16 protein-coding genes are annotated in these 19,079 nt (G+C 70.3%); 11 read left to right on the top strand and 5 right to left on the bottom strand.

Annotated features, from left to right (window positions below; genetic code table 11):
• Nucleotides 1-4: 4 nt before the first annotated feature.
• Complete coding sequence (locus CBF90_RS08745; protein WP_088380377.1) at nucleotides 5-439, bottom strand: copper resistance CopC family protein; 435 nt, start codon at nucleotides 437-439, stop codon at nucleotides 5-7.
• A 136-nt stretch (nucleotides 440-575) separates the two neighbouring features.
• On the opposite strand from CBF90_RS08745, the gene CBF90_RS08740 reads away from it, so the two are divergent.
• From CBF90_RS08740 to CBF90_RS08730, 3 genes are all read left to right on the top strand, one after another.
• Nucleotides 576-1,040 carry an FHA domain-containing protein gene (locus CBF90_RS08740; RefSeq protein ID WP_233494936.1) on the top strand — a complete coding sequence of 155 codons (465 nt, stop codon included), beginning with the start codon at nucleotides 576-578 and terminating at the stop codon, nucleotides 1,038-1,040.
• The gene (locus CBF90_RS08735; protein ID WP_023951594.1) at nucleotides 1,037-1,717 is read left to right on the top strand and encodes a MerR family transcriptional regulator; all 681 of its coding nucleotides are present in this window, start codon (nucleotides 1,037-1,039) and stop codon (nucleotides 1,715-1,717) included. The genes CBF90_RS08740 and CBF90_RS08735 overlap by 4 nt, the downstream gene beginning before the upstream one ends.
• Nucleotides 1,718-1,817: 100 nt before the next feature.
• Nucleotides 1,818-2,363 (top strand): MerR family transcriptional regulator, encoded by a 546-nt coding sequence (locus CBF90_RS08730; protein ID WP_023951592.1) that lies wholly within the window; start codon nucleotides 1,818-1,820, stop codon nucleotides 2,361-2,363.
• A 74-nt stretch (nucleotides 2,364-2,437) separates the two neighbouring features.
• Here CBF90_RS08730 and CBF90_RS08725 read toward each other — a convergent pair whose 3' ends face one another.
• A complete protein-coding gene (locus CBF90_RS08725; RefSeq protein ID WP_023951590.1) occupies nucleotides 2,438-3,259 on the bottom strand; it encodes a ParA family protein in 822 nt (273 codons plus the stop codon).
• A gap of 90 nt (nucleotides 3,260-3,349) precedes the next feature.
• On the opposite strand from CBF90_RS08725, the gene CBF90_RS08720 reads away from it, so the two are divergent.
• Genes CBF90_RS08720 through def form a run of 3 tightly spaced genes read left to right on the top strand, consistent with a single transcriptional unit; the run spans nucleotide 3,350 to nucleotide 9,112 of the window.
• Nucleotides 3,350-6,757 carry a pyruvate carboxylase gene (locus CBF90_RS08720; RefSeq protein ID WP_088380376.1) on the top strand — a complete coding sequence of 1,136 codons (3,408 nt, stop codon included), beginning with the start codon at nucleotides 3,350-3,352 and terminating at the stop codon, nucleotides 6,755-6,757.
• 50 nt (nucleotides 6,758-6,807) lie between these two features.
• On the top strand, nucleotides 6,808-8,619 hold the full coding sequence (locus tag CBF90_RS08715) for a MinD/ParA family protein (RefSeq protein ID WP_088380396.1): 1,812 nt from the start codon (nucleotides 6,808-6,810) through the stop codon (nucleotides 8,617-8,619).
• A 1-nt stretch (nucleotide 8,620) separates the two neighbouring features.
• Complete coding sequence (gene def, locus CBF90_RS08710) at nucleotides 8,621-9,112, top strand: peptide deformylase (RefSeq protein WP_023951584.1); 492 nt, start codon at nucleotides 8,621-8,623, stop codon at nucleotides 9,110-9,112.
• Between the two features lie 66 nt (nucleotides 9,113-9,178).
• On the opposite strand, the gene CBF90_RS08705 is transcribed toward def, so the two are convergent.
• Nucleotides 9,179-11,014 carry a long-chain fatty acid--CoA ligase gene (locus CBF90_RS08705; RefSeq protein ID WP_023951582.1) on the bottom strand — a complete coding sequence of 612 codons (1,836 nt, stop codon included), beginning with the start codon at nucleotides 11,012-11,014 and terminating at the stop codon, nucleotides 9,179-9,181.
• A 143-nt stretch (nucleotides 11,015-11,157) separates the two neighbouring features.
• Here CBF90_RS08705 and CBF90_RS08700 point away from each other — a divergent pair, with 143 nt between their 5' ends.
• The 4 genes from CBF90_RS08700 to CBF90_RS08685 all read left to right on the top strand — a co-directional run bounded on the left by CBF90_RS08700 (nucleotide 11,158) and on the right by CBF90_RS08685 (nucleotide 15,221).
• Nucleotides 11,158-12,090, top strand: coding sequence for an ROK family protein (locus CBF90_RS08700; RefSeq protein WP_023951580.1), 933 nt, complete (start codon nucleotides 11,158-11,160; stop codon nucleotides 12,088-12,090).
• 3 nt (nucleotides 12,091-12,093) lie between these two features.
• Nucleotides 12,094-12,783, top strand: coding sequence for a 1-acyl-sn-glycerol-3-phosphate acyltransferase (locus CBF90_RS08695; protein ID WP_023951578.1), 690 nt, complete (start codon nucleotides 12,094-12,096; stop codon nucleotides 12,781-12,783).
• A gap of 46 nt (nucleotides 12,784-12,829) precedes the next feature.
• Nucleotides 12,830-14,164 (top strand): class II 3-deoxy-7-phosphoheptulonate synthase, encoded by a 1,335-nt coding sequence (locus CBF90_RS08690; protein ID WP_023951577.1) that lies wholly within the window; start codon nucleotides 12,830-12,832, stop codon nucleotides 14,162-14,164.
• A gap of 136 nt (nucleotides 14,165-14,300) precedes the next feature.
• Nucleotides 14,301-15,221: a hypothetical protein gene (locus CBF90_RS08685; protein WP_064956852.1), complete on the top strand. Its 921-nt coding sequence runs from the start codon at nucleotides 14,301-14,303 to the stop codon at nucleotides 15,219-15,221.
• 102 nt (nucleotides 15,222-15,323) lie between these two features.
• Here the strand turns inward: CBF90_RS08685 and pknB are convergent, their stop codons facing one another.
• Together pknB and CBF90_RS08675 are read right to left on the bottom strand one after the other, a co-directional pair.
• A complete protein-coding gene (gene pknB / locus CBF90_RS08680) occupies nucleotides 15,324-17,279 on the bottom strand; it encodes a Stk1 family PASTA domain-containing Ser/Thr kinase (RefSeq protein WP_023951575.1) in 1,956 nt (651 codons plus the stop codon).
• 85 nt (nucleotides 17,280-17,364) lie between these two features.
• Nucleotides 17,365-18,582, bottom strand: coding sequence for a LysM peptidoglycan-binding domain-containing protein (locus CBF90_RS08675; protein ID WP_242435628.1), 1,218 nt, complete (start codon nucleotides 18,580-18,582; stop codon nucleotides 17,365-17,367).
• Nucleotides 18,583-18,765: 183 nt separating this feature from the next.
• Between CBF90_RS08675 and CBF90_RS08670 the strand changes: the two genes are divergently transcribed.
• Nucleotides 18,766-19,071, top strand: coding sequence for an Rv2175c family DNA-binding protein (locus CBF90_RS08670; protein WP_052007748.1), 306 nt, complete (start codon nucleotides 18,766-18,768; stop codon nucleotides 19,069-19,071).
• Nucleotides 19,072-19,079 lie beyond the last annotated feature (8 nt).

The following is a 19,079-nucleotide window of genomic DNA, read 5'->3' as shown; positions in this document are numbered from 1 at the left end:
GTGCTCAGCTGGCCGTCCGGCGGAGCCGGTACCACGACCGAGCCGCCGGGTCGCCCGCCGTGAACGAGAACTCGCCCGAGACCGGGTGGCCGTCGCTCGAGACCACCCGCCAGCGCACGGTGATCGGGCCCTGGCTGTCTCCGTCGATGGCCTGGGTGGCCGTCGTACCGTCGAGCGCGGGCGTCCCCTCGGCGAGTTCCGTTCCCGCCGCGTCGGTCACCGAGATCGCGTTGACCCCCTCCTCGTCGATGAGCACGCCGCTGAAGGTGAGCGTCACCTCGTCGGGCAGCTCGGCCACGGCCGAATCGGCGGCCGGATCGGAGGCCAGCAGCTCGTCGTGCGCGAGGGCGGGCGACGCGGGGGAGGCCGCGGCGAGGCCGAGCACGATGCCGAAGCCCACGAGCAGGCGCATACGAAGAGAAGGAGTGCGTGCAGACATCGCCCCGAGCCTAATCGTCGGCCATATGAAGGTGGTGAGAGGCCCGGGTATTCGCGTTCGCGACTCGTCGTCGATCCGTTAGGCTGGCCCGGAAGAGGAGGACACTGTGGACGAAAAGGATCGAGACGTCGACGACATCCGACGCGGACCCGACCGCGCGCCGCACAGCGGTTCCTCGGACACGACGCAGACGTTCGGGCATGACCTGGACCTGTCGTTCGTGCCGTTCGGGGCTGACCTCACCGCTGTGGAGCGTGACGCCATCCAGGCGCTGCCCGAGCGGGCGGCCCTGCTTCTGGTTCGTTCCGGCCCCACCGCGGGGGCACGGTATCTGCTGGACACCGACGTGACGACCGTCGGCCGCCACCCCGAGGCCGACATCTTCTTCGACGATGTCACCGTCTCGCGGCGGCACGCGGAGATCACCCGTACGGGGTCGGCTTTCGAGATCGTCGACCAGCGCTCGCTCAACGGCACCTACGTCAACGGTGAGCGCGTCGACCGCGCCGTGCTCTCCGATGGAGCCGAGCTGCGCGTCGGCAAGTTCCGCCTGAACTTCTTCGTCTCACCGCTCGACCGCGCTCCGGCGACCGGCGCGTGAGTGCGGCCCCCGCAGCCCGCGGTCGGTCCACGGCAGCGGGTCACCTGAGCATCGGCCAGGTCCTTGCGCGGCTCAGTCCGGAGTTTCCGGCGCTGAGCTCGAGCAAGCTGCGGTATCTCGAAGACCAGGGGATCGTCACCCCCACGCGCACCGGCTCGGGGTACCGGAAGTTCTCACCGGCGGACGTCGAGCGGCTGCGTACCGCGCTGACGCTGCAACGCGATCACTACATGCCGCTGGCGCGTATCCGCGAGTACCTCGACACGCCGGGGGCCGAGGGGCTCCCGCCCGCGCTGCCGGCGTCGATCGTCCAGCATCGGCGCTATCGACGCGACGAGCTGATCGATCAGGCCGAGGCCACGGCAGCGCTGCTCGGCGACGCGGTGTCAGCGGGTCTGCTGCCGGCCGCCGACACGTACGACGAGCGAGCGCTCGTCCTGCTGCGCACGCTCGTCGCGCTCGATCGCCACGGCATCGGCCCGCGCCACCTCCGCACCGTGCGGCAGGCGGCTGAACGCGACGTCGCGCTGGTCGAGACCGCGCTCGCGCCGCTGCTGCGCCGCACCGATTCGTCGTCTCGCGGACGTGCCCATGAGCTCGCGCCCGAGCTGGTACGTCGGCTCGACGACGTCCGTTCGGCGTTCGTCCAGACGGCCATCGACCGACTGGTCCGGTGAGCCACGCGCGACACGCCGCGGGCTCGGAGCGGATGTCGTTGCCGCGGCGGCATCCCTCATCTAGCGTGGAAGAAACCCGACCGTCCGGCAGGAGGACCAGATGACCGCGCATGATTCGCTCGGCGAGATGCGGTTCACGACCGACCTCCTCTTCACCGACGGTCTCCCCGAGATGGACGACGAGGCCGGGTATCGCGGAGCGCAGGCCGCTCGCGCCGCCGGCATCACGTACCGTCAGCTCGACTACTGGGCTCGTACCGAACTGGTCGTCCCCACCGTCCGCGGTGCCAGCGGCTCGGGTTCGCAGCGTCTCTACGGTTTCCGCGACATCCTCGTGCTGAAGCTCGTCAAGCGTCTGCTCGACACGGGCATCTCGTTGCAGCAGATCCGTGTGGCGGTCGACCAGCTCCGCGCCGCGGGCATCCGCGACCTCGCTGGGACGACCCTGATGAGCGACGGCGCGTCGGTCTACCTCTGCACGTCGAACGACGAGGTCATCGACCTCGTCAGCCGCGGTCAGGGGGTGTTCGGCATCGCGGTCGGAAAGGTCCTCCGTGAGGTCGAGTCCACACTCGTCGAGTTCGACCCCCAGGCGCCGGACCCCGTCGACGAGCTCGCTGCGCGACGCTCGGCACGCAGCGCCTGAGCCGTCCCCGAGATACACAGAACCCCGGCGCACCTGCGGTGCGGCCGGGGTTTCGTTCGTGTGGTGACGGCCGGTCAGCTCGGCGCGGCCGTGGGGGCCTCGCCCGCGACCGGGATCCGGCCGGTGCGCAGCACGCGGTCCAGCAGCGCGTCGAAGTCGGAGGCGAGCTCCTGCGCGGAGTCTCCGGGCCAGATGTGCAGCGGCTTCGCGGCGCCCTGCGCCTGCTGCAGCGACGTGCGCTCGGGAAGCTGGGGCGAGAGCACCAGGGGACCGAACATGTCGCGCAGTTCCTTGATGCGGAACTGATGCTCGATCGACTGCGGGCGCACCCGATTGACCACGATGCCGAGGGGCTGCAGGCGGGGGGAGAGTCCTCGGCGGATCTCTTCGATGGCGCGCAGCGCGCGGTCGGCGGCAGCCACGGAGAACAGGCCGGGCTCGGTCACGACGATGACGCGATCGCTGGCCGCCCACGCCGTGCGGGTGAGCGCGTTGAGCGAGGGGGCGCAGTCGATGAGGACGAGGTCGTAGTCGGCCTCGATGGTCGCCAAGGCCTCTTCCAGCTTCCAGACGTCGCGCACGCTCGGGTGCGGACCGTCGAAGTTGATGGCGGACGGGCTGCCGATCAGGACATCGATGGTGCCGGGATGCACCTTCGCCCACCCGCTCGAGGTGATGGCCTGACGGACCACCTTCTCCTTGGGATTGGCGAGGACGTCGGCGACGTTGAGACGGCCGGCGACCTGGATGTCCATCCCCGTCGACACGTCGGACTGCGGATCGAGATCGACGACCAACGTCCGGACACCGCGGGCGAACGCGGCGGATGCGAGCCCCAAGGTGACCGTGGTCTTGCCGACCCCGCCCTTGAGCGAGCTGACGGAAAGTACGTGCACGAGGCTCTACGTTACCGTCCCCTAGGCTGTGAGGGTATTCGAGCCCCCGCGCGGCGCCGTCGCCGTGCGACTCATTCCAGCGAGGTGAGCATGTTCCGCAAGATCCTTGTCGCGAATCGCGGTGAGATCGCCATCCGCGCCTTCCGCGCCGCCTTCGAGCTGGGGGCGCGCACCGTGGCCGTTTATCCGCATGAGGACCGCTACTCGCTCCACCGTCTGAAGGCCGACGAGGCCTACGAGATCGGGGTGAAAGGGCACCCCGTCCGGGCCTATCTCGACGTCGACGAGATCATCCGCGTCGCGCGCGAGAGCGGAGCGGACGCGATCTACCCGGGATACGGCTTCCTGTCCGAGAACCCCGAGCTCGCCGCTCGCGCCGCCGACGCGGGCATCGCCTTCATCGGTCCGTCGGCGCGCGTGCTCGAGATGGCCGGCAACAAGGTCACGGCCAAGAGCCATGCCGTCGCCGCCGGAGTGCCGGTGCTGCGATCGACCGAGGCCTCCGACGACATCGACGCTCTCGTCGCCCAGGCGGAGGACATCGGCTTCCCGGTCTTCGTCAAGGCGGTCGCCGGCGGCGGCGGACGCGGGATGCGACGCGTCGGCGCACCCGGCGAGCTCGCACCGGCACTGTCGGAGGCGATGCGCGAGGCCGGCAGCGCGTTCGGCGACGCGCGTGTCTTCCTGGAACAGGCCGTCCGCCGTCCGCGCCACGTCGAGGTCCAGGTGCTCGCCGACGCCACGGGTGAGACGGTGCACCTGTTCGAACGCGACTGCTCGGTGCAGCGACGCCATCAGAAGGTCATCGAGATCGCGCCGGCCCCCAACCTCGACGACGAGACGCGGGCAGACCTGCACCGGCACGCGATCGCCTTCGCGACCTCCATCGGCTACGTGAACGCCGGCACCGTCGAGTTCCTGCTCGAGACGGACGGGCCCCGGGCGGGCGAGATCGTGTTCATCGAGATGAACCCGCGCATCCAGGTCGAGCACACGGTGACCGAGGAGGTCACCGACGTCGACCTGGTCCAGTCCCAGATGCGGATCGCGGCGGGGGAGACCCTCGCGCAGCTCGGCCTCACGCAAGACCGCATCCAGCTGCGCGGCGCGGCCCTGCAGTGCCGCATCACGACCGAGGATCCGGCTCAGGGGTTCCGCCCCGACACGGGGAAGATCACCACCTACCGGTCGCCGGGCGGAGCCGGCATCCGTCTCGACGGCGGCACGACCGCCGCCGGCTCCCAGGTGAGCCCGCACTTCGACTCGATGCTCGCCAAGCTCACGTGCCGGGGGCGCGACTTCGGTGCCGCGGTCGTGCGCTCGCGCCGTGCCCTCGCGGAGTTCCGCATCCGAGGCGTCTCCACCAACATCCCGTTCCTGCAGCAGGTGCTCGACGACCCGTCGTTCGCGCGAGGCGACCTCAGCACCTCCTTCATCGACGAGCGACCCGAGCTGCTCGAGGGCCGGATGTCGAAGGACCGCGGATCGAAGATCCTCGGGTGGCTCGCCGACACGACCGTGAACCGCCCGCACGGCTCTGCTCCGACGAGCGTCGACCCGCGGACCAAGCTGCCCCGGCTCGACCTCGCGACACCGCCGCCCGCGGGCTCGCGCCAACGCCTGCGCGAACTCGGCCCCGCGGGGTTCGCGCAGACCCTGCGCGGGCAGACCTCGCTCGCCGTGACCGAGACGACCTTCCGCGACGCGCACCAGTCGCTTCTCGCCACACGCGTCCGGACGAAGGATCTCGTCGCGGTCGCTCCCGCCGTCGCGCGGCTCACCCCGCAGCTGCTGTCCGTGGAGGCGTGGGGCGGGGCGACCTACGACGTGGCTCTGCGCTTCCTCGGCGAGGACCCGTGGGAACGACTCGACAAGCTGCGAGAGGCCCTGCCCAACGTCGCTCTCCAGATGCTGCTGCGCGGTCGCAACACCGTCGGCTACACCCCGTACCCGACGGCGGTGACGCAGGCCTTCGTGCGGGAGGCGGCGGATGCCGGCGTCGACATCTTCCGGATCTTCGACGCCCTCAACGACGTCGCGCAGATGCGGCCGGCGATCGACGCCGTCCTCGAGACCGGGACGACGATCGCCGAGGTCGCGCTCTGCTACACGGGGGATCTGCTCGACCCGGCCGAAGACCTCTACACCCTCGACTACTACCTCCGTCTCGCCGAGGAGATCGTCGATGCGGGCGCGCACGTGCTCGCCATCAAGGACATGGCCGGCTTGCTGCGGCCGGCTGCGGCGTCGCGCCTGGTCGCGGCGCTGCGCGAACGGTTCGATCTGCCCGTGCACGTGCACACGCACGACACCGCGGGCGGACAGCTCGCGACGCTCCTGGCCGCGAGCGCCGCGGGTGCGGATGCCGTCGATGCGGCGTCCGCGCCGATGGCGGGCACGACCAGTCAGCCCTCGCTGTCCGCGCTCGTGGCAGCACTCGCGCACACCGAGCGCGACACCGGTCTCGATCTCGGCGCCGTGTCGGACCTCGAGCCCTACTGGGAGGCGGTGCGTCACATGTACCGTCCGTTCGAGTCGGGTCTGCCCGGCCCCACCGGACGCGTCTACCGCCATGAGATCCCGGGCGGACAGCTCTCGAACCTGCGGCAGCAGGCCATCGCGCTGGGGCTCGCCGACGATTTCGAACTCATCGAGGACATGTACGCCGCGGCGAACGAGATCCTCGGCCGGGTTCCCAAGGTCACCCCGTCGTCGAAGGTCGTGGGCGACCTCGCGCTGCATCTGGCGGCGGTGAAAGCCGATCCAGCCGCCTTCGCCGCCGACCCGGGCGCATACGACATCCCGGAGTCCGTCGTCGGCTTCATGGCAGGCGAACTCGGCGACCTGCCGGGAGGATGGCCCGAACCGTTCCGGTCGAAGGTCCTCGCAGGGCGCACCGTGCGTCCCGCGGCTGCAGATCTCTTGGCGGCGCAGGAAGCGGCTCTCGACGCCGATTCCGCGACACGGCGACGCACGCTGAACTCGTTGCTCTTCCCTGCGCCGACACAGGAGTTCGACCGGGTGCGCGACACCTACGGCGACCTGAGTGTGCTCGACACGGCGGACTACCTATATGGGCTGGTCCCCGGCGCCGAGCACGTCGTCGAGATCGAGAAGGGTGTGCAGCTGTACGTCGGACTCGAGGCCATCGGTGAGGCCGACGACAAAGGCATGCGCACGGTCATGGCCACGCTCAACGGTCAGCTGCGGCCGGTGTTCGTGCGCGACCGCAGCATCAGCGTCGAGGCTCGTCAGGCCGAGAAGGCCGACACTTCGGTCCCCGGTCAGGTCGCCGCCCCGTTCTCGGGCGTCGTGACGCTCAAGGTCGCCGTCGGCGATGCCGTCGGGGCGGGAGCTCCCGTCGCGTCGATCGAAGCGATGAAGATGGAGGCGGCGATCACGGCGCCGGTCGCGGGCGTGGTCGAGCGGCTCGTCGTCGGGCCGACGGCGGCGGTCGAGGCGGGCGACCTTTTGGTCGTCGTCCGGCCCGGCGGGTAGCCTAAGGGGTCGGGCGCGAGCTCGAGACCTTGGAGTGGACGCAGCACAACATGCCTGAGCGCAACGAGAACCAGCCCGACGAGACCGATCCCGCGGTCCTCGCCGACAGCGAGAGTATCCATACGACGGCCATCGGGATCATCGGCGGCACCGCACAGGTCGACGTCGCGCTCCCCGTCGCGGAAGACGACCTCGATGACGACGACGTCATCGACGGCGAGGTCGGCGACGAGCAGCTGACGACCGGCGACATCCCCCTCGGCATCGCGCCGGTCGATCCGGACGACGACGAGTCGAGGGATGCCGCGACGGCCGCCGCCGACGACGAGGCGGATGCAGGCGGTGAGGCGAACCCGGAGAACGAGGAAGCTCCCGCGCTCCGGGCAGAGCCGGGCGACCATGCCGGCACCGAAGACGAAGAGTTCGAGGGCGACGGCGCGGACGAGGTTGCTTCCACCGAGGCATCCGAGCTCGCTGATCAGGGCGACGACCGCGACGTGTCCGGCGACGACGATGCCGGGGAGCCTGTCGATGAGGTGGTCACCGCCGTGATCGACGATGAAGACGACCCCGAGATCGACCTCCCAGCGGAGGCCGACACGACGACCGCCGACGCTCCGGCCACGTCCGAGGGTGTGACGGATGCTGCCGCAGAGGACGTCACGGCCGGTGACGACAGCGATCACGCCCGGGGTGCCGACACCGCGACGTCCGGGGCCGCGGAAGCGCGCGACACCGGTGTCGTCGTCGCGACGGTCGTGCCGACGACCACGCCGATCACCGGCACCGTGCCGACCACCCGCCGGCAGGCCCACCAGGTCGCCGAGCAGGTTCGTCATGCCGCCGAGCGGGTGCAGGTCGCGCGTCCGACCGAGCCGGTCCTGCAGTCGCGGCGCCTCGGCGATCTCGAGCCCGGGCGCGAATCGGCAGACCTGCTGACGGCCGAGCGTCTGCTCGACCCGGCGCAGATCGTGCGGGCCGAGCCGGAAGGCCGCTGGCAGCGCCTCGTGTACAGCGTCTCGGGTCATCGCATCAACCTCGGCGACGGCAAGCGGGCACGCTCGCGCAAGGAGCTCGATCGTCGGATCACCGCGCCGCTCACCGGCGGGGCCAAGTTCGTCCCGGTTCTCTCGCGCAAGGGCGGCGTCGGCAAGACGACCGTGACCACCCTGCTCGGGATGGCGCTCGCCGATGCCCGTGACGACCGCGTGATCGCGATCGACGCGAATCCCGACCGCGGCACGCTCGCCGACCGTATCGGCCGTACGAGCGGCAAGACGGTGCGCGATCTGGCGCGCGCGCGTGGCGAGGTCGTCGGCTTCAACGATCTCTCCGCCATCGTGGCCCGCGACGAGACGCGGCTCGACGTTCTGGCGTCCGACGCCGACCCGCACATCTCGGAGGCCTTCAGCGATCACGACTACGAGGAAATCGCCGCGATCGCCGCGCACTACTACTCGATCGTGCTCACCGACACGGGCACGGGGATCGTGCACTCGGTGATGGGGGCGACGCTCGGGCTCTCCGACCAGATCGTCGTCGTCGCCGGTCTCTCGGTCGACGAGGCGCGGCTGGCCTCCGAGACACTGACCTGGCTCGAGTCCAACGGTTTCGCCGACGCAGTGAAGAACGCGGTGGTCGTGCTCAACACGTCGCGTCCGGGCACGCCGATGGTCCGCGCGGAGGAGCTGGAGACCCACTTCGCCACGCGCGTCCGCTCGGTGCTGCGCGTGCCGTACGACCCGCACCTCGCAGCGGGAAGCGCGGTGTCGTTCCGGGACCTCGACCCGGCGACGCGTGAGGCGGCGCGCAAGCTCGCCGCCAGCGTGGTCGAGGGGCTGCGTCTCGGGGCGGCGGCCTGACATGGCGGTTCGCGCGATCCGGTTCTTCGGCGACCCCGTCCTGAAGTCGGCGGCGGCGCCCATCCAGGCGATCGACGACGGTGTGCGCTCGCTCGTGCAGGATCTCCTCGACACGGTGGAGCTGCCCGGCCGAGCCGGCGTGGCGGCGCCGCAGATCGGGGTCGGGCTGCGCGCGTTCAGCTACAACGTCGACGGCGTCATCGGCTACATCCTCAACCCGCGACTGGTCGAGGTCTCCGGCGAGCCGTCGCTCATCGGCGAGGGCTGCCTGTCCGTGCCCAACCTCTGGCATGACACCCTCCGGCACCCGTACGCGCGCGCCGTGGGCATCGATCTCGACGGCGACGAGATCGTCCTCGAGGGCGAAGGGCTCATGGCTCAGGCGCTGCAGCACGAGTGCGACCACCTCGACGGCATCCTGTACCTCGACCGGCTCTCGCCCGCCGAACGGCGGATCGCGATGCGCGAGGTACGCGAGTCGTCCTGGTTCTGACCCCTCACGCGGAAGCGGGGCCCGGCCGGTGATCCACCAGCCGGGCCCCGCTTCCGCGTCATCCGGTCATCCGAGCGGCACGTTGCTCGTCTTGACCGGCTCGTCGTAGATGGCCGAGATCTCACCCGAGAAGTCGGTGAGGATGACATTGCGCTTGATGCTCATCTTCGGCGTCAGGTGACCGCTCGCCTCGGTCCATTCGGTGTCGAGGATCGTGAACTTGCGGATCGACTCGGCACGAGAGACGTTGCGGTTGGCCTCGTCGATCGCGCGCTGGACCTCCGCGCGGACCTGGCTGTTCTTCGCCGCGTCGGCGAGCGACATGTCGCCCGAGAGGCCGTTGTTCGTCAGCCAGGTCGGCAGCATCTCCGGGTCGAGCGTGACGAGCGCGGAGATGAAGGGCTTCTGATCGCCCACGACGACCACCTGTCCGACGATCGGGTTGGCGCGGATGGGGTCTTCGAGCACGGCCGGTGCGACGTTCTTGCCGCCGGCGGTGACGATGATCTCCTTCTTGCGGCCGGTGATCGTGAGGAAGCCGTCATCGTCGAACGATCCGATGTCGCCCGTCTTGAACCAGCCGTCGTTGAACGCGGCCTCGGTGGCCTCGGGATTGCGCCAGTACTCGGCGAAGACGTTGATGCCGCGCACCTCGACCTCGCCGTCCTCGCCAAGGCGGACGCCGACACCGGGCAGGACCGGCCCGACGGTGCCGATCTTGGACTTCGTCGCGAGGTTGACCGTGGCCGGAGCCGTCGTCTCGGTGAGGCCGTACCCTTCGAGGATCGTGACCCCGAGGCTGTGGAAGAAGTGGCCGAGGCGCGGACCCAGGGGAGCGGATCCCGAGACGGCGTAGGTGACGCGACCGCCCATGGCGGCGCGGAGTTTGCCGTAGACGAGCTTGTCGAAGAGGCGGAACTTCAGCTTGGTCAGCAGTGGAATGCTCTTCCCCTCCTGCTGCAGGCGCGAGTGGTCGATCGCGACCTGTGCCGCGGCACGGAAGATCTTGCCCTTGCCCCCGGCCTCGGCCTTCTGCTCGGCGGAGTTGTAGACCTTCTCGAACACGCGGGGCACGGCGAGCAGGAAGGTCGGCTGGAACGTTCCGAGAGCGGGCAGCAGCTGCTTGGTGTCGGGCTGATGCCCGGTTTTGACGCCGGCGTGCACGTTGAGGATCGAGATGAAGCGCGCGAAGACGTGGGCGGTCGTGATGAACAGCAGCGTCGATGCTCCACCGGGGTGGTTGACGACCTCTTTGAGCGCTTCGCCGGAGTTGCGGGCCAGCTCGACGAAGTTGCTGTGCGTCAAGACGCAGCCCTTGGGTCGTCCGGTCGATCCCGAGGTGTAGATGAGCGTCGCGATGTCCGAGCCCACGGCGAGGTTGCGTCGCCGCTCGATCTCCTCGTCGGGCACGTCTGCACCGCCCGAGCGCAGCCGGTCGAGGTCTCCCGAGGCCATGACCCACACCTCGCGGACGAGGGGGACCGTCGCACGGATCTCGTCGATGCGTGCGGCGTGGTCGGCGGACTCCGCGATCGCGAAGGTCGCACCCGAATCGCTGAGGATCCAGGCGATCTGCGACGCCGAGCTCGTCTCGTAGACGGGGACCATCACGGCGCCGGCGAAGAAGATCGCGAAGTCGACGAGCGTCCAGTCGTACGTGGTGCGCGCCACGAACGCGACCTTGTCGCCAGGTTCGACGCCCGCCGCGACGAGCCCCTTCGCGAGCGCGATCACCTCGCGTTGGAACTCGGCCGCGGAGATGTCTCGCCAGGCGCCGTCGTGCGGCACGGCGAAGAGGGCTCGCGACGGGGTGGCGGCGACCCGGTCGACGAGGAGATCGGTGATGTTCGCGTCAGGATCGGCTGGAACGACGGCGGGGACTTCGAACTGGACGGCGCTCATGGGCGGCAACTCCTTCGGTACCGGAAGCGTCTGGCAGGGTAAGCACACTCTATCTGCCACCCGGTCGCCGAGCCCGCGCGGCGAGGCGGCGCCCCATTAGACTTTCCGGGTCGCCGGCGGACGGCCGACGGAAAGGACCACGCGTGCTCAACATCGGCATCGACATCGGCGGAACCAAGATCGCCGGAGGTGTCGTCTCCGCCGACGGGACGATCGTCGACCGCATCCGCGTCGACACGCCCGCCGACACCGACGCGCTGGCGGACGCCGTCGCCGACATGGTGCGGCATTTCCGCGCGTCCCACGAGGTGACCGCAGTCGGGGTCGCCGCGGCCGGCTTCCTCGATCGCACGCGTTCGATCATGCGTCACGCACCCAACATCGACTGGGTGGAGCACCCGTTGCGTGCCGAGCTCGAGGCGCGCGTCGGTGTCGCCGTCGTGCTCGAGAACGACGCGAACGCAGCCGGCTGGGCCGAGTACCGTTTCGGCGCCGGCCGCGGCAGCTCGAACATGGTCATGCTCACGCTCGGCACGGGTGTCGGGGGAGCGGTCATCATCGACGGGCAGCTCCTCATCGGCGGGCGCGGCGCGGCGGGAGAGCTGGGTCACGTGCGATTCGAGCGCGGCGGCCGGCTGTGCGGCTGCGGCCTGCAGGGATGCCTCGAGCAGTACGCCTCGGGAAGAGCACTGCAGCGCGAGGCGATCGCGATCGCCGACGACCCCGAGCTCGGGGCCGGTCTCGCGCAGGTGCGAGACGAGCACGGCTCGATCCCGGGCGACGCGATCTCCCGCCTGATCCTCGCCGACGATCCCGGCGCGCTCGCGGCCCTCCACCGGGTCGCGACGGCGCTCGGCGAGACGGCGGGCGGATTCCAGGCGACGCTCGACCCCGAGATCTTCGTCATCGGCGGGGGTGTCGCGCAGCTGGGCGAAACGCTCCTGGCGCCGGTCCGGACCGCCTACCGGGGAGCCCTTCCCGGCGGTGAGAACGCGGCTCCGGCCGACTTCGCCATCGCCACCCTCGGCAACGACGCGGGTCTGATCGGCGTGGCCGACCTGGCCGGGGGGCGGTGACCGGTGTTCTACTGGCTGATGAAGTACATCTTCATCGGACCCGTCGTCAAGGCGATCTTCCGGCCGTGGATCGTGGGGCGCCGCAACGTCCCGGCATCCGGTGCCGCGATCTTCGCCAGCAACCACCTGTCGGTCAGCGACTCGATCTTCCTGCCGCTCATGATCGACCGGCCGATGTCGTTCCTCGCAAAGAGCGACTACTTCACCGGCACGGGCCTCAAGGGCTGGGCCACCCGGATGTTCATGAAGGCGACCGGTCAGATCGCCATCGACCGCACGGGAGGCAAGGCATCCGAGGCCTCGCTCAACACCGGACTCCAGGTGCTCGGCCGCGGTGATCTGCTCGGGATCTACCCGGAGGGCACACGGAGCCCGGACGGCAAGCTCTACCGCGGGCGCACCGGCCTGGCGCGTATGGCGCTCGAGGCCCGCGTCCCCGTCATCCCCGTCGTGATGGTCGACACCGATGCGGTCATGCCGATCGGACGCAGCATCCCGCGTGTCGGACGAGTGGGAATGGTCATCGGCGAACCGCTCGACTTCTCGCGCTTCCAGGGGATGGAAGGCGACCGCTACGTGCTGCGCTCGGTGACGGACGAGATCATGGTGGCGTTGCAGCGCCTGGGTGAGCAGCAGTACGAGGACGTCTACGCGTCGTCGGTCAAGGAACGCGCGGCGCAGCAGCAGGCCTGAGCGTCATACGGCCGGGGAGGTCGCGGCCGAGCACTAGACTTGGCGCGTGCCTACGCTGGATTCACTCGACACGTGGCGCGATCTTCCCATCAAGCAGCAGCCGGCGTGGAACGACCCCGACGCCGTGGCTGCGGTGTCGGCCGAGATCGCGACGCTCCCGCCCCTCGTCTTCGCCGGTGAGGTAGACATCCTCCGCGAGCGCCTCGCGCGCGCGGCATCCGGAGAAGCCTTCCTCCTCCAGGGCGGTGACTGCGCCGAGACCTTCGCCGGCGCGACCGCGGAGAAGATCCGCAACCGCATCAAGACGGTGCTGCAGATGGCGGTCGTGCTGACCTATGGCGCCTCGATGCCCGTCGTGAAGATGGGCCGCATGGCCGGTCAGTTCGCCAAGCCCCGCTCGAGCGACACCGAGACGCGCGGCGACGTCACGCTGCCCGCGTACCGCGGCGACATCGTCAACGGCTACGACTTCACCGCCGCCTCGCGCCAGCCCGACCCCGCTCGCCTGCTCAAGGGCTACCACACGGCTGCATCGACGCTGAATCTCATCCGGGCGTTCACGCAGGGCGGGTTCGCCGACCTCCGCGAGGTGCACTCGTGGAACAAGGGCTTCGCATCCAACCCGGCGAACGCCCGCTACGAAGGCCTCGCGGGTGAGATCGACCGCGCCATCAAGTTCATGGAGGCGGCCGGGGCCAACTTCGACGAGCTGCGCGGCGTGGAGTTCTACACGGGTCACGAAGGCCTGCTGATGGACTACGAACGTCCGATGACGCGCATCGACTCGCGGACGAACACGCCGTACAACACGTCGTCGCACTTCCTCTGGATCGGTGAGCGTACCCGCGAGCTCGACGGTGCCCACGTCGACTACTTCTCGAAGATCCGCAACCCGATCGGCGTGAAGCTCGGCCCCACGACGTCGACCGATACCGCGCTCGCGCTGATCGACAAGCTCGATCCCGAGCGCGAGCCGGGGCGTCTGACCTTCATCACGCGCATGGGCGCCGGCAAGATCCGCGACGCCCTGCCGCCGCTGCTCGAGGCCGTGAAGGACTCGGGCGCGACGCCGCTGTGGGTCACCGACCCGATGCACGGCAACGGCATCACGACGCCCACCGGCTACAAGACGCGTCGCTTCGACGACGTCGTCGACGAGGTCCGCGGCTTCTTCGAGGCGCACCGTGCCGTGGGGACGTTCCCCGGCGGCATCCACGTCGAGCTCACGGGTGACGACGTCACCGAGTGCCTCGGCGGCTCGGAGATGATCGACGAGGCGACGCTCGCCACGCGCTACGAGAGCCTGTGCGACCCGCGCTTGAACCACATGCAGAGCCTCGAACTGGCCTTCCTGGTCGCCGAGGAGCTCGAGAAGCGCTGAGCTCCGGCTCACCGGAGCCCGCGAGAGCGCACATCTGCACGGTTGGGGAACCTCCCCACCGTGCGGATGTGCGCTCTCGCCGTTTCGGGCTGTGGAGAGCGCGGGATCAGCGGGATCGACGGGGGATCGTGGGCGGGTGAACCGTCGAGCTTCGCTGCCACAAGACATCGCCCGACAAGCGTTCGCCACGAACGAGGCGCGGGCGTTCGGCGTGAGCCGCGGCAGGTTACGGGCGGCCGACCTGCGGCATCCGCATCACGGGATCTACGCGGCGCTCGATGCCGGGGACGATGACGACACGGTCGGGCGCTGCCGCCTGCTCCTCCCCGCGCTCGGTCCGGAGCAGCTGTTCTCCGGGCGCACGGCCGCGGCTTTGTGGGGGATGCCGTTGCCCCGGGCCTCGACGCCGCCGATGCTCGAGGTGATCTCGGCGGGCGGGGGAGCAGCGATGCGGCGACCCGGCGTGATCGGATCTCGAACGGGACTCATCCTCGAACGCCGAGACGTCGACGGCGTGCCCGTCCTGTCGCCGACCGAGACGTGGTGCCGGCTCGCGGCCGGTCGGCAGCCCCTGGCCGGGCGATGGCTCGTCGCGACGGCCGACTTCCTCCTCAGCGGTCGGCGGGGTGAGCGAGGTCGCACGCGTCCTCTCACGACGCGCGCCGAACTGGAGGCGGCCGTCGTCGCCCGAGGAAGCGCGCGCGGAGCCCGGTCGCTGCGATCGGCGCTCGACCGCGCCCGCTCGCCGGTGGACTCGCCCCAGGAAACGCTCCTGCGTGTCGCGCTGGTCGACGCGGGGATTCCCGAACCGCAGGTGCAGGTCGCCGTTCGCACAGCTGCGGGCGTGCGGCATGCCGACCTCGGCTGGCCCGAGCAGCGTGTGCTGCTCGAGTATCAGGGGGACGAGCATCGCTCGTCGCGGCGACGCTGGCTCGAGGACCTCACGCGCGTGCAGCTTCTCGAGGATGCCGGCTACCGCGTCATCCTCGTCGGGTCCGCCGATCTCGACGACGGCGCCGGCGCGCTGGCCGCCCGCATCCGCAGAGCTCTCGCCTGAGGGGGCGTTGACGGCGAAGATGCGCAACTGCACGGTTCGGAGCCGTCGACACCGTGCGGATGCGCGTCCTCGCGGTCGCGGGGCCGGGAAAGGACGACAGGCTCAGCCGGTCGCGGTGATCTGCAGGGTGATGGTCGTGCCGCGCACGTGCTTGCTACCGCCGGCGGGGTCCTGGGCGGTGACTTTGGTCAGCCCGTCAGGCCAGATGTTCCACAGGGCCGAGAAGCTGACCTCGAAACCCGCGTCGCGCAGCGTCTTGGCGGCTGCATCGCGCGTCTGGCCGACGACGCTTGGCACGTCGAAAAGCGGGGGCCCGCTCGAGACGATGAGGGTCACGGTGTCACCCGGCCGCCAATTGCCTTCTTCGCCGCGGTCGTCGATGCCGATGACATCGCCCTTGGCGATGCGATCGCTCGACTGCGCGCGGGTGTCGCCCGACACCTCGAGGCCGACGTCGGTGAGGGTGGCGGTCGCCCGGTCGACGCTCTGGCCCGAGACGTCCGGCACGGCCCCGCGCGACACGAGCAGGCTGGCCGAGTCTCCCTGGCGGAGCGTGCAGCCGTCTGAGCAGTCCACGGGATCGCCGCCTCCGGCCGGGGTCGCCGAGACGCGGATGACGGTGCCGTCGGCGACATCCGGATCGAATTCCGCATCGGCATCGTTCGACACGGCGACGATGTTCTGCCGCAAGATCTCTCGAGCCGCCTGCTCGGTCTGGCCGGCGAGGGCCGGGATCGACACCTCCGCCGGTCCGCGCGAGATGACCACGGTCACGATCGCGTCGCGGTCGAGCCGTGCGCCGGGGTCGGGGTCGGTGCGGATCGCAAGACCCTCTGCGACGTCGAGGCTGTTCTCGCCGGCCTCCTGGGCCTGCAGGCCCTGTGCCGCGATGGCGCTCTGCGCTTCGGCGAAGGTCGTGCCGCGTACGTCGGGTACGGCGACGAGCGATCCCGGCCCGGAGCCGAACCACCATCCGGTGCCGCCGGCGAGAGCCGCGAGCAGCAGGACGATGGTGACGAGCCAGGCGCCCTTCGCCCGGTTTCGGCGGGTGAGGCGGCGCAGTCGCGTCGCGTTGTCGACGTCGGTGGTCACCGGAGGTGCCGTGAAGGTGCCGGGCATGACCTTCGTGAGCTCGCCCGATCCTTCGCCGTCGTCGTCGATGACGACCGCCGGCGCGCCGGAGGGGGCGGTGCGCACCACCTGAGGGAACACGCCGAGCTCGCGCTCGATCTCGCGCAGACGCTCGAGCATGACCTTCGCGTCGAGCGGACGCTCGTCGGGTTCGCGCTCGGTCGCCCACAGCACCAGCTCGTCGAGCTGTTCCGGGACGCCGGGGTTCTTCGCGCTCGGGCGGGGCACCGAGTCGGTCGCGTGCTGGTAGGCGATCTGCATCGGCTGCTCGCCCTTGTAGGGCTGCTCGCCGGCGAGCATCTCGTAGAGCATGATGCCGAGGGCGTAGATGTCGCTGCGGGCATCGGCGGTGCCCCGTGTCACGAGCTCCGGCGCGAGGTAGGCGATCGTGCCCAGGAGCATCTGCCCGGTCGCCGTGTTCGCCGTCGTCGCTCTCGCGAGTCCGAAGTCGCCGATCTTGATGCGCCCGTCCTCGGCAAGCAGCACGTTCTCGGGCTTGACGTCGCGGTGCACGATCCCGGCGCGGTGCGCGGCGGCGAGACCCGAGAGGATCGCGTCCATGATCGTGATCGTCTGGGGAATGGTCAGCCGCCTCTGCTCGCGCAGCAGCTCGCGCAGCGTGATGCCCGGCAGGTACTCCATGACCAGGTAGGCCATCTCGCCGTCCTGACCCTGGTCGAAGACGTTCACGACATGCGGGTCGGCGAGCCGGGCGGCGGAGCGCGCCTCCTGGATGAACCGGCTCTGGAAGACCGAGTCATCCGACAGGTGCCCGTGCATGACCTTCAGGGCCACGCGGCGCTCGAGTCTGAGGTCGGTCGCGACGTACACCGTCGCCATCCCCCCTCGGGCGATGCGAGCACGGACGCGGTACCGCTGGTCGACCAGTCGGCCGATCAGCGGGTCGGTCTGCTGGCTCATGCTCACGGAGCGATTCTACGGAGCGGATGCTGCGAGCCCGGGCAACGGCTCACCCCCGGACGTCTGCGACATGCTTCCCGACGCTTCGGAGTCAGCCGAGCGCGTCGAGCCAGCGGTATGCCTGCTGTTCCCATTCGCCGTAGCGGTCGGGGTACGCGGAGATCTGCACCGCCTGTGCGGCGTCGGTGAAGGAGAGGCCCTCCCAGCCCGGAACATCAAGCAGCCCCCGGGTCGCGGTGCCGTTGGGGTCGGCGGCACCGCCGTAGAAGGCCGCGATCGATCGCGCCGGGTCGCGGACCTGATCGGGGGTTCCCCAGCCGGTGCTCGGACGCTGCTGGAAGAGGCCGAGAGAATCCCGGTCGCCCCAGTCGAGGTTGCGGATCCACGACTCGACCATCGCCGTCGCGAGGGCGATCGCGATCCCGCGATCGGGCACGCCGCGTTCTCGGCCGACCTGGATGATGAGCCGTGCATTCGCGATCTGCTCTGCGTCGAGACCGAGGTCCGGGAGCGCGACGGTCGCGACGGCCGGCGTGGCCACGGCCCCGGGGATCACGAGTTGCTGTCCCGGGTAGATGATCGACGAGCGGTCGAGCCCGTTCGCGGCGAGCAGCGCATCGAGGCCCAGGCCGTGAGCGCTCGCGATCGCCGAGAGGGTGTCGCCGGCGGCGACGGTGTGGGCCGCGGCCGCGATCGTGGTCGCGGGAGTCGCCGCTGCGGGGGTGGCAGCCGGGGCCGCGCCGGCCGACGAGGGGATCGCGAGCGTCTGCCCGGGGAAGATCACGGCGCCGTCGTCGAGCCCGTTCGCGGCGAGCAGCGCACCGACGCCGATGCCGTGCGTCCGAGCGATCGACCACGGGGTGTCGCCGGCGGAGACGGTGTGGGTGCTTCCCTCGGATGCGTTCTGCGTGCCGGGCGTCACCGCGGGTGCCGCGGAGCCGGGGGAGTCCGCACTGAGTCGAATGCGGTCACCGGGGCGGATGACGGACGACCAGTCGAGGCCGTTCCAGGCGAGGAGATCGACCGTGCGGAGCCCGTAGGCGGACGCGATCCGGCTGATGGTGTCGCCGAGGGCCACCGTGTGCTCGGCCGGCCGAGCGGAAAGCGGACGCGGCGCGCCGGCGGTCGCGGGCACGGCCCGGAACGAGGCGCCGGGCGCAGCATCCCGATGCGCGGTTCCGGTCATCGGCGCCGCGGCGGCAGGCTGCGCCGTCAGGCTCAGGGCGATGGACCCGACGACGGCGGGCGCGACGGCGCCGCGCAGGCGGGGGCGCGGAAGGTGCGGGGGAGAGATCGAGTCGCGGCGCACGGAGGGTCCCTTCTCGGAGGTCTCCGAAACGCTGACATGTCGCTGTGAGAGGTGTCAACCGAAGTGACGACTGTGACTGGTGTGAAAGTGCCGGAACAGACGCCCCGCGGCTCCGGTGGGAGGTGAGATAGTGAAGGGGTGAGCACTCCCGAATACCCCGTCGTTCCCCTGTCCTGGCTGACGATGCCCGAGGTGGTCGACCTGACGGGCGAGACGCTCAGCCGCGTCCGTCGTCTCCTGGATGAGAATCACCTCATCGGGTCGCGTCGCGACGGCACGCTCCGCATTCCGGAGGCGTTCTTCCTCGACGGCGCGCCGCTCTCGTCGCTTCGCGGCACCATCACCGTGCTTCACGACGCCGGGTTCTCGGACGACGAGGCGATCGACTGGCTCTTCGCCACGGAGGACTCGATCGGCGCAGCGCCCATCGCCGCGCTGCGCGCCGGACGCAAGAGCGAGGTGCGCAGGGTCGCTCAGACCCTGGCCTGAGGCCGTCG

It is taken from the genome of Microbacterium sp. AISO3 (assembly GCF_002204305.1).
GTDB classification, from domain to species: domain Bacteria; phylum Actinomycetota; class Actinomycetes; order Actinomycetales; family Microbacteriaceae; genus Microbacterium; species Microbacterium arborescens.
This window is presented reverse-complemented; position numbering and strand designations above follow the sequence as displayed.

Bases quoted from the DNA above. Each gene is read 5' to 3' on its own strand.
- CBF90_RS08745 (WP_088380377.1), bottom strand. From the start codon at position 439: ATGTCTGCACGCACTCCTTCTCTTCGTATGCGCCTGCTCGTGGGCTTC.
- CBF90_RS08730 (WP_023951592.1), top strand. From the start codon at position 1,818: ATGACCGCGCATGATTCGCTCGGCGAGATGCGGTTCACGACCGACCTC.
- CBF90_RS08720 (WP_088380376.1), top strand. From the start codon at position 3,350: ATGTTCCGCAAGATCCTTGTCGCGAATCGCGGTGAGATCGCCATCCGC.
- CBF90_RS08715 (WP_088380396.1), top strand. From the start codon at position 6,808: ATGCCTGAGCGCAACGAGAACCAGCCCGACGAGACCGATCCCGCGGTC.
- def (WP_023951584.1), top strand. From the start codon at position 8,621: ATGGCGGTTCGCGCGATCCGGTTCTTCGGCGACCCCGTCCTGAAGTCG.
- CBF90_RS08705 (WP_023951582.1), bottom strand. From the start codon at position 11,014: ATGAGCGCCGTCCAGTTCGAAGTCCCCGCCGTCGTTCCAGCCGATCCT.
- CBF90_RS08670 (WP_052007748.1), top strand. From the start codon at position 18,766: ATGCCCGAGGTGGTCGACCTGACGGGCGAGACGCTCAGCCGCGTCCGT.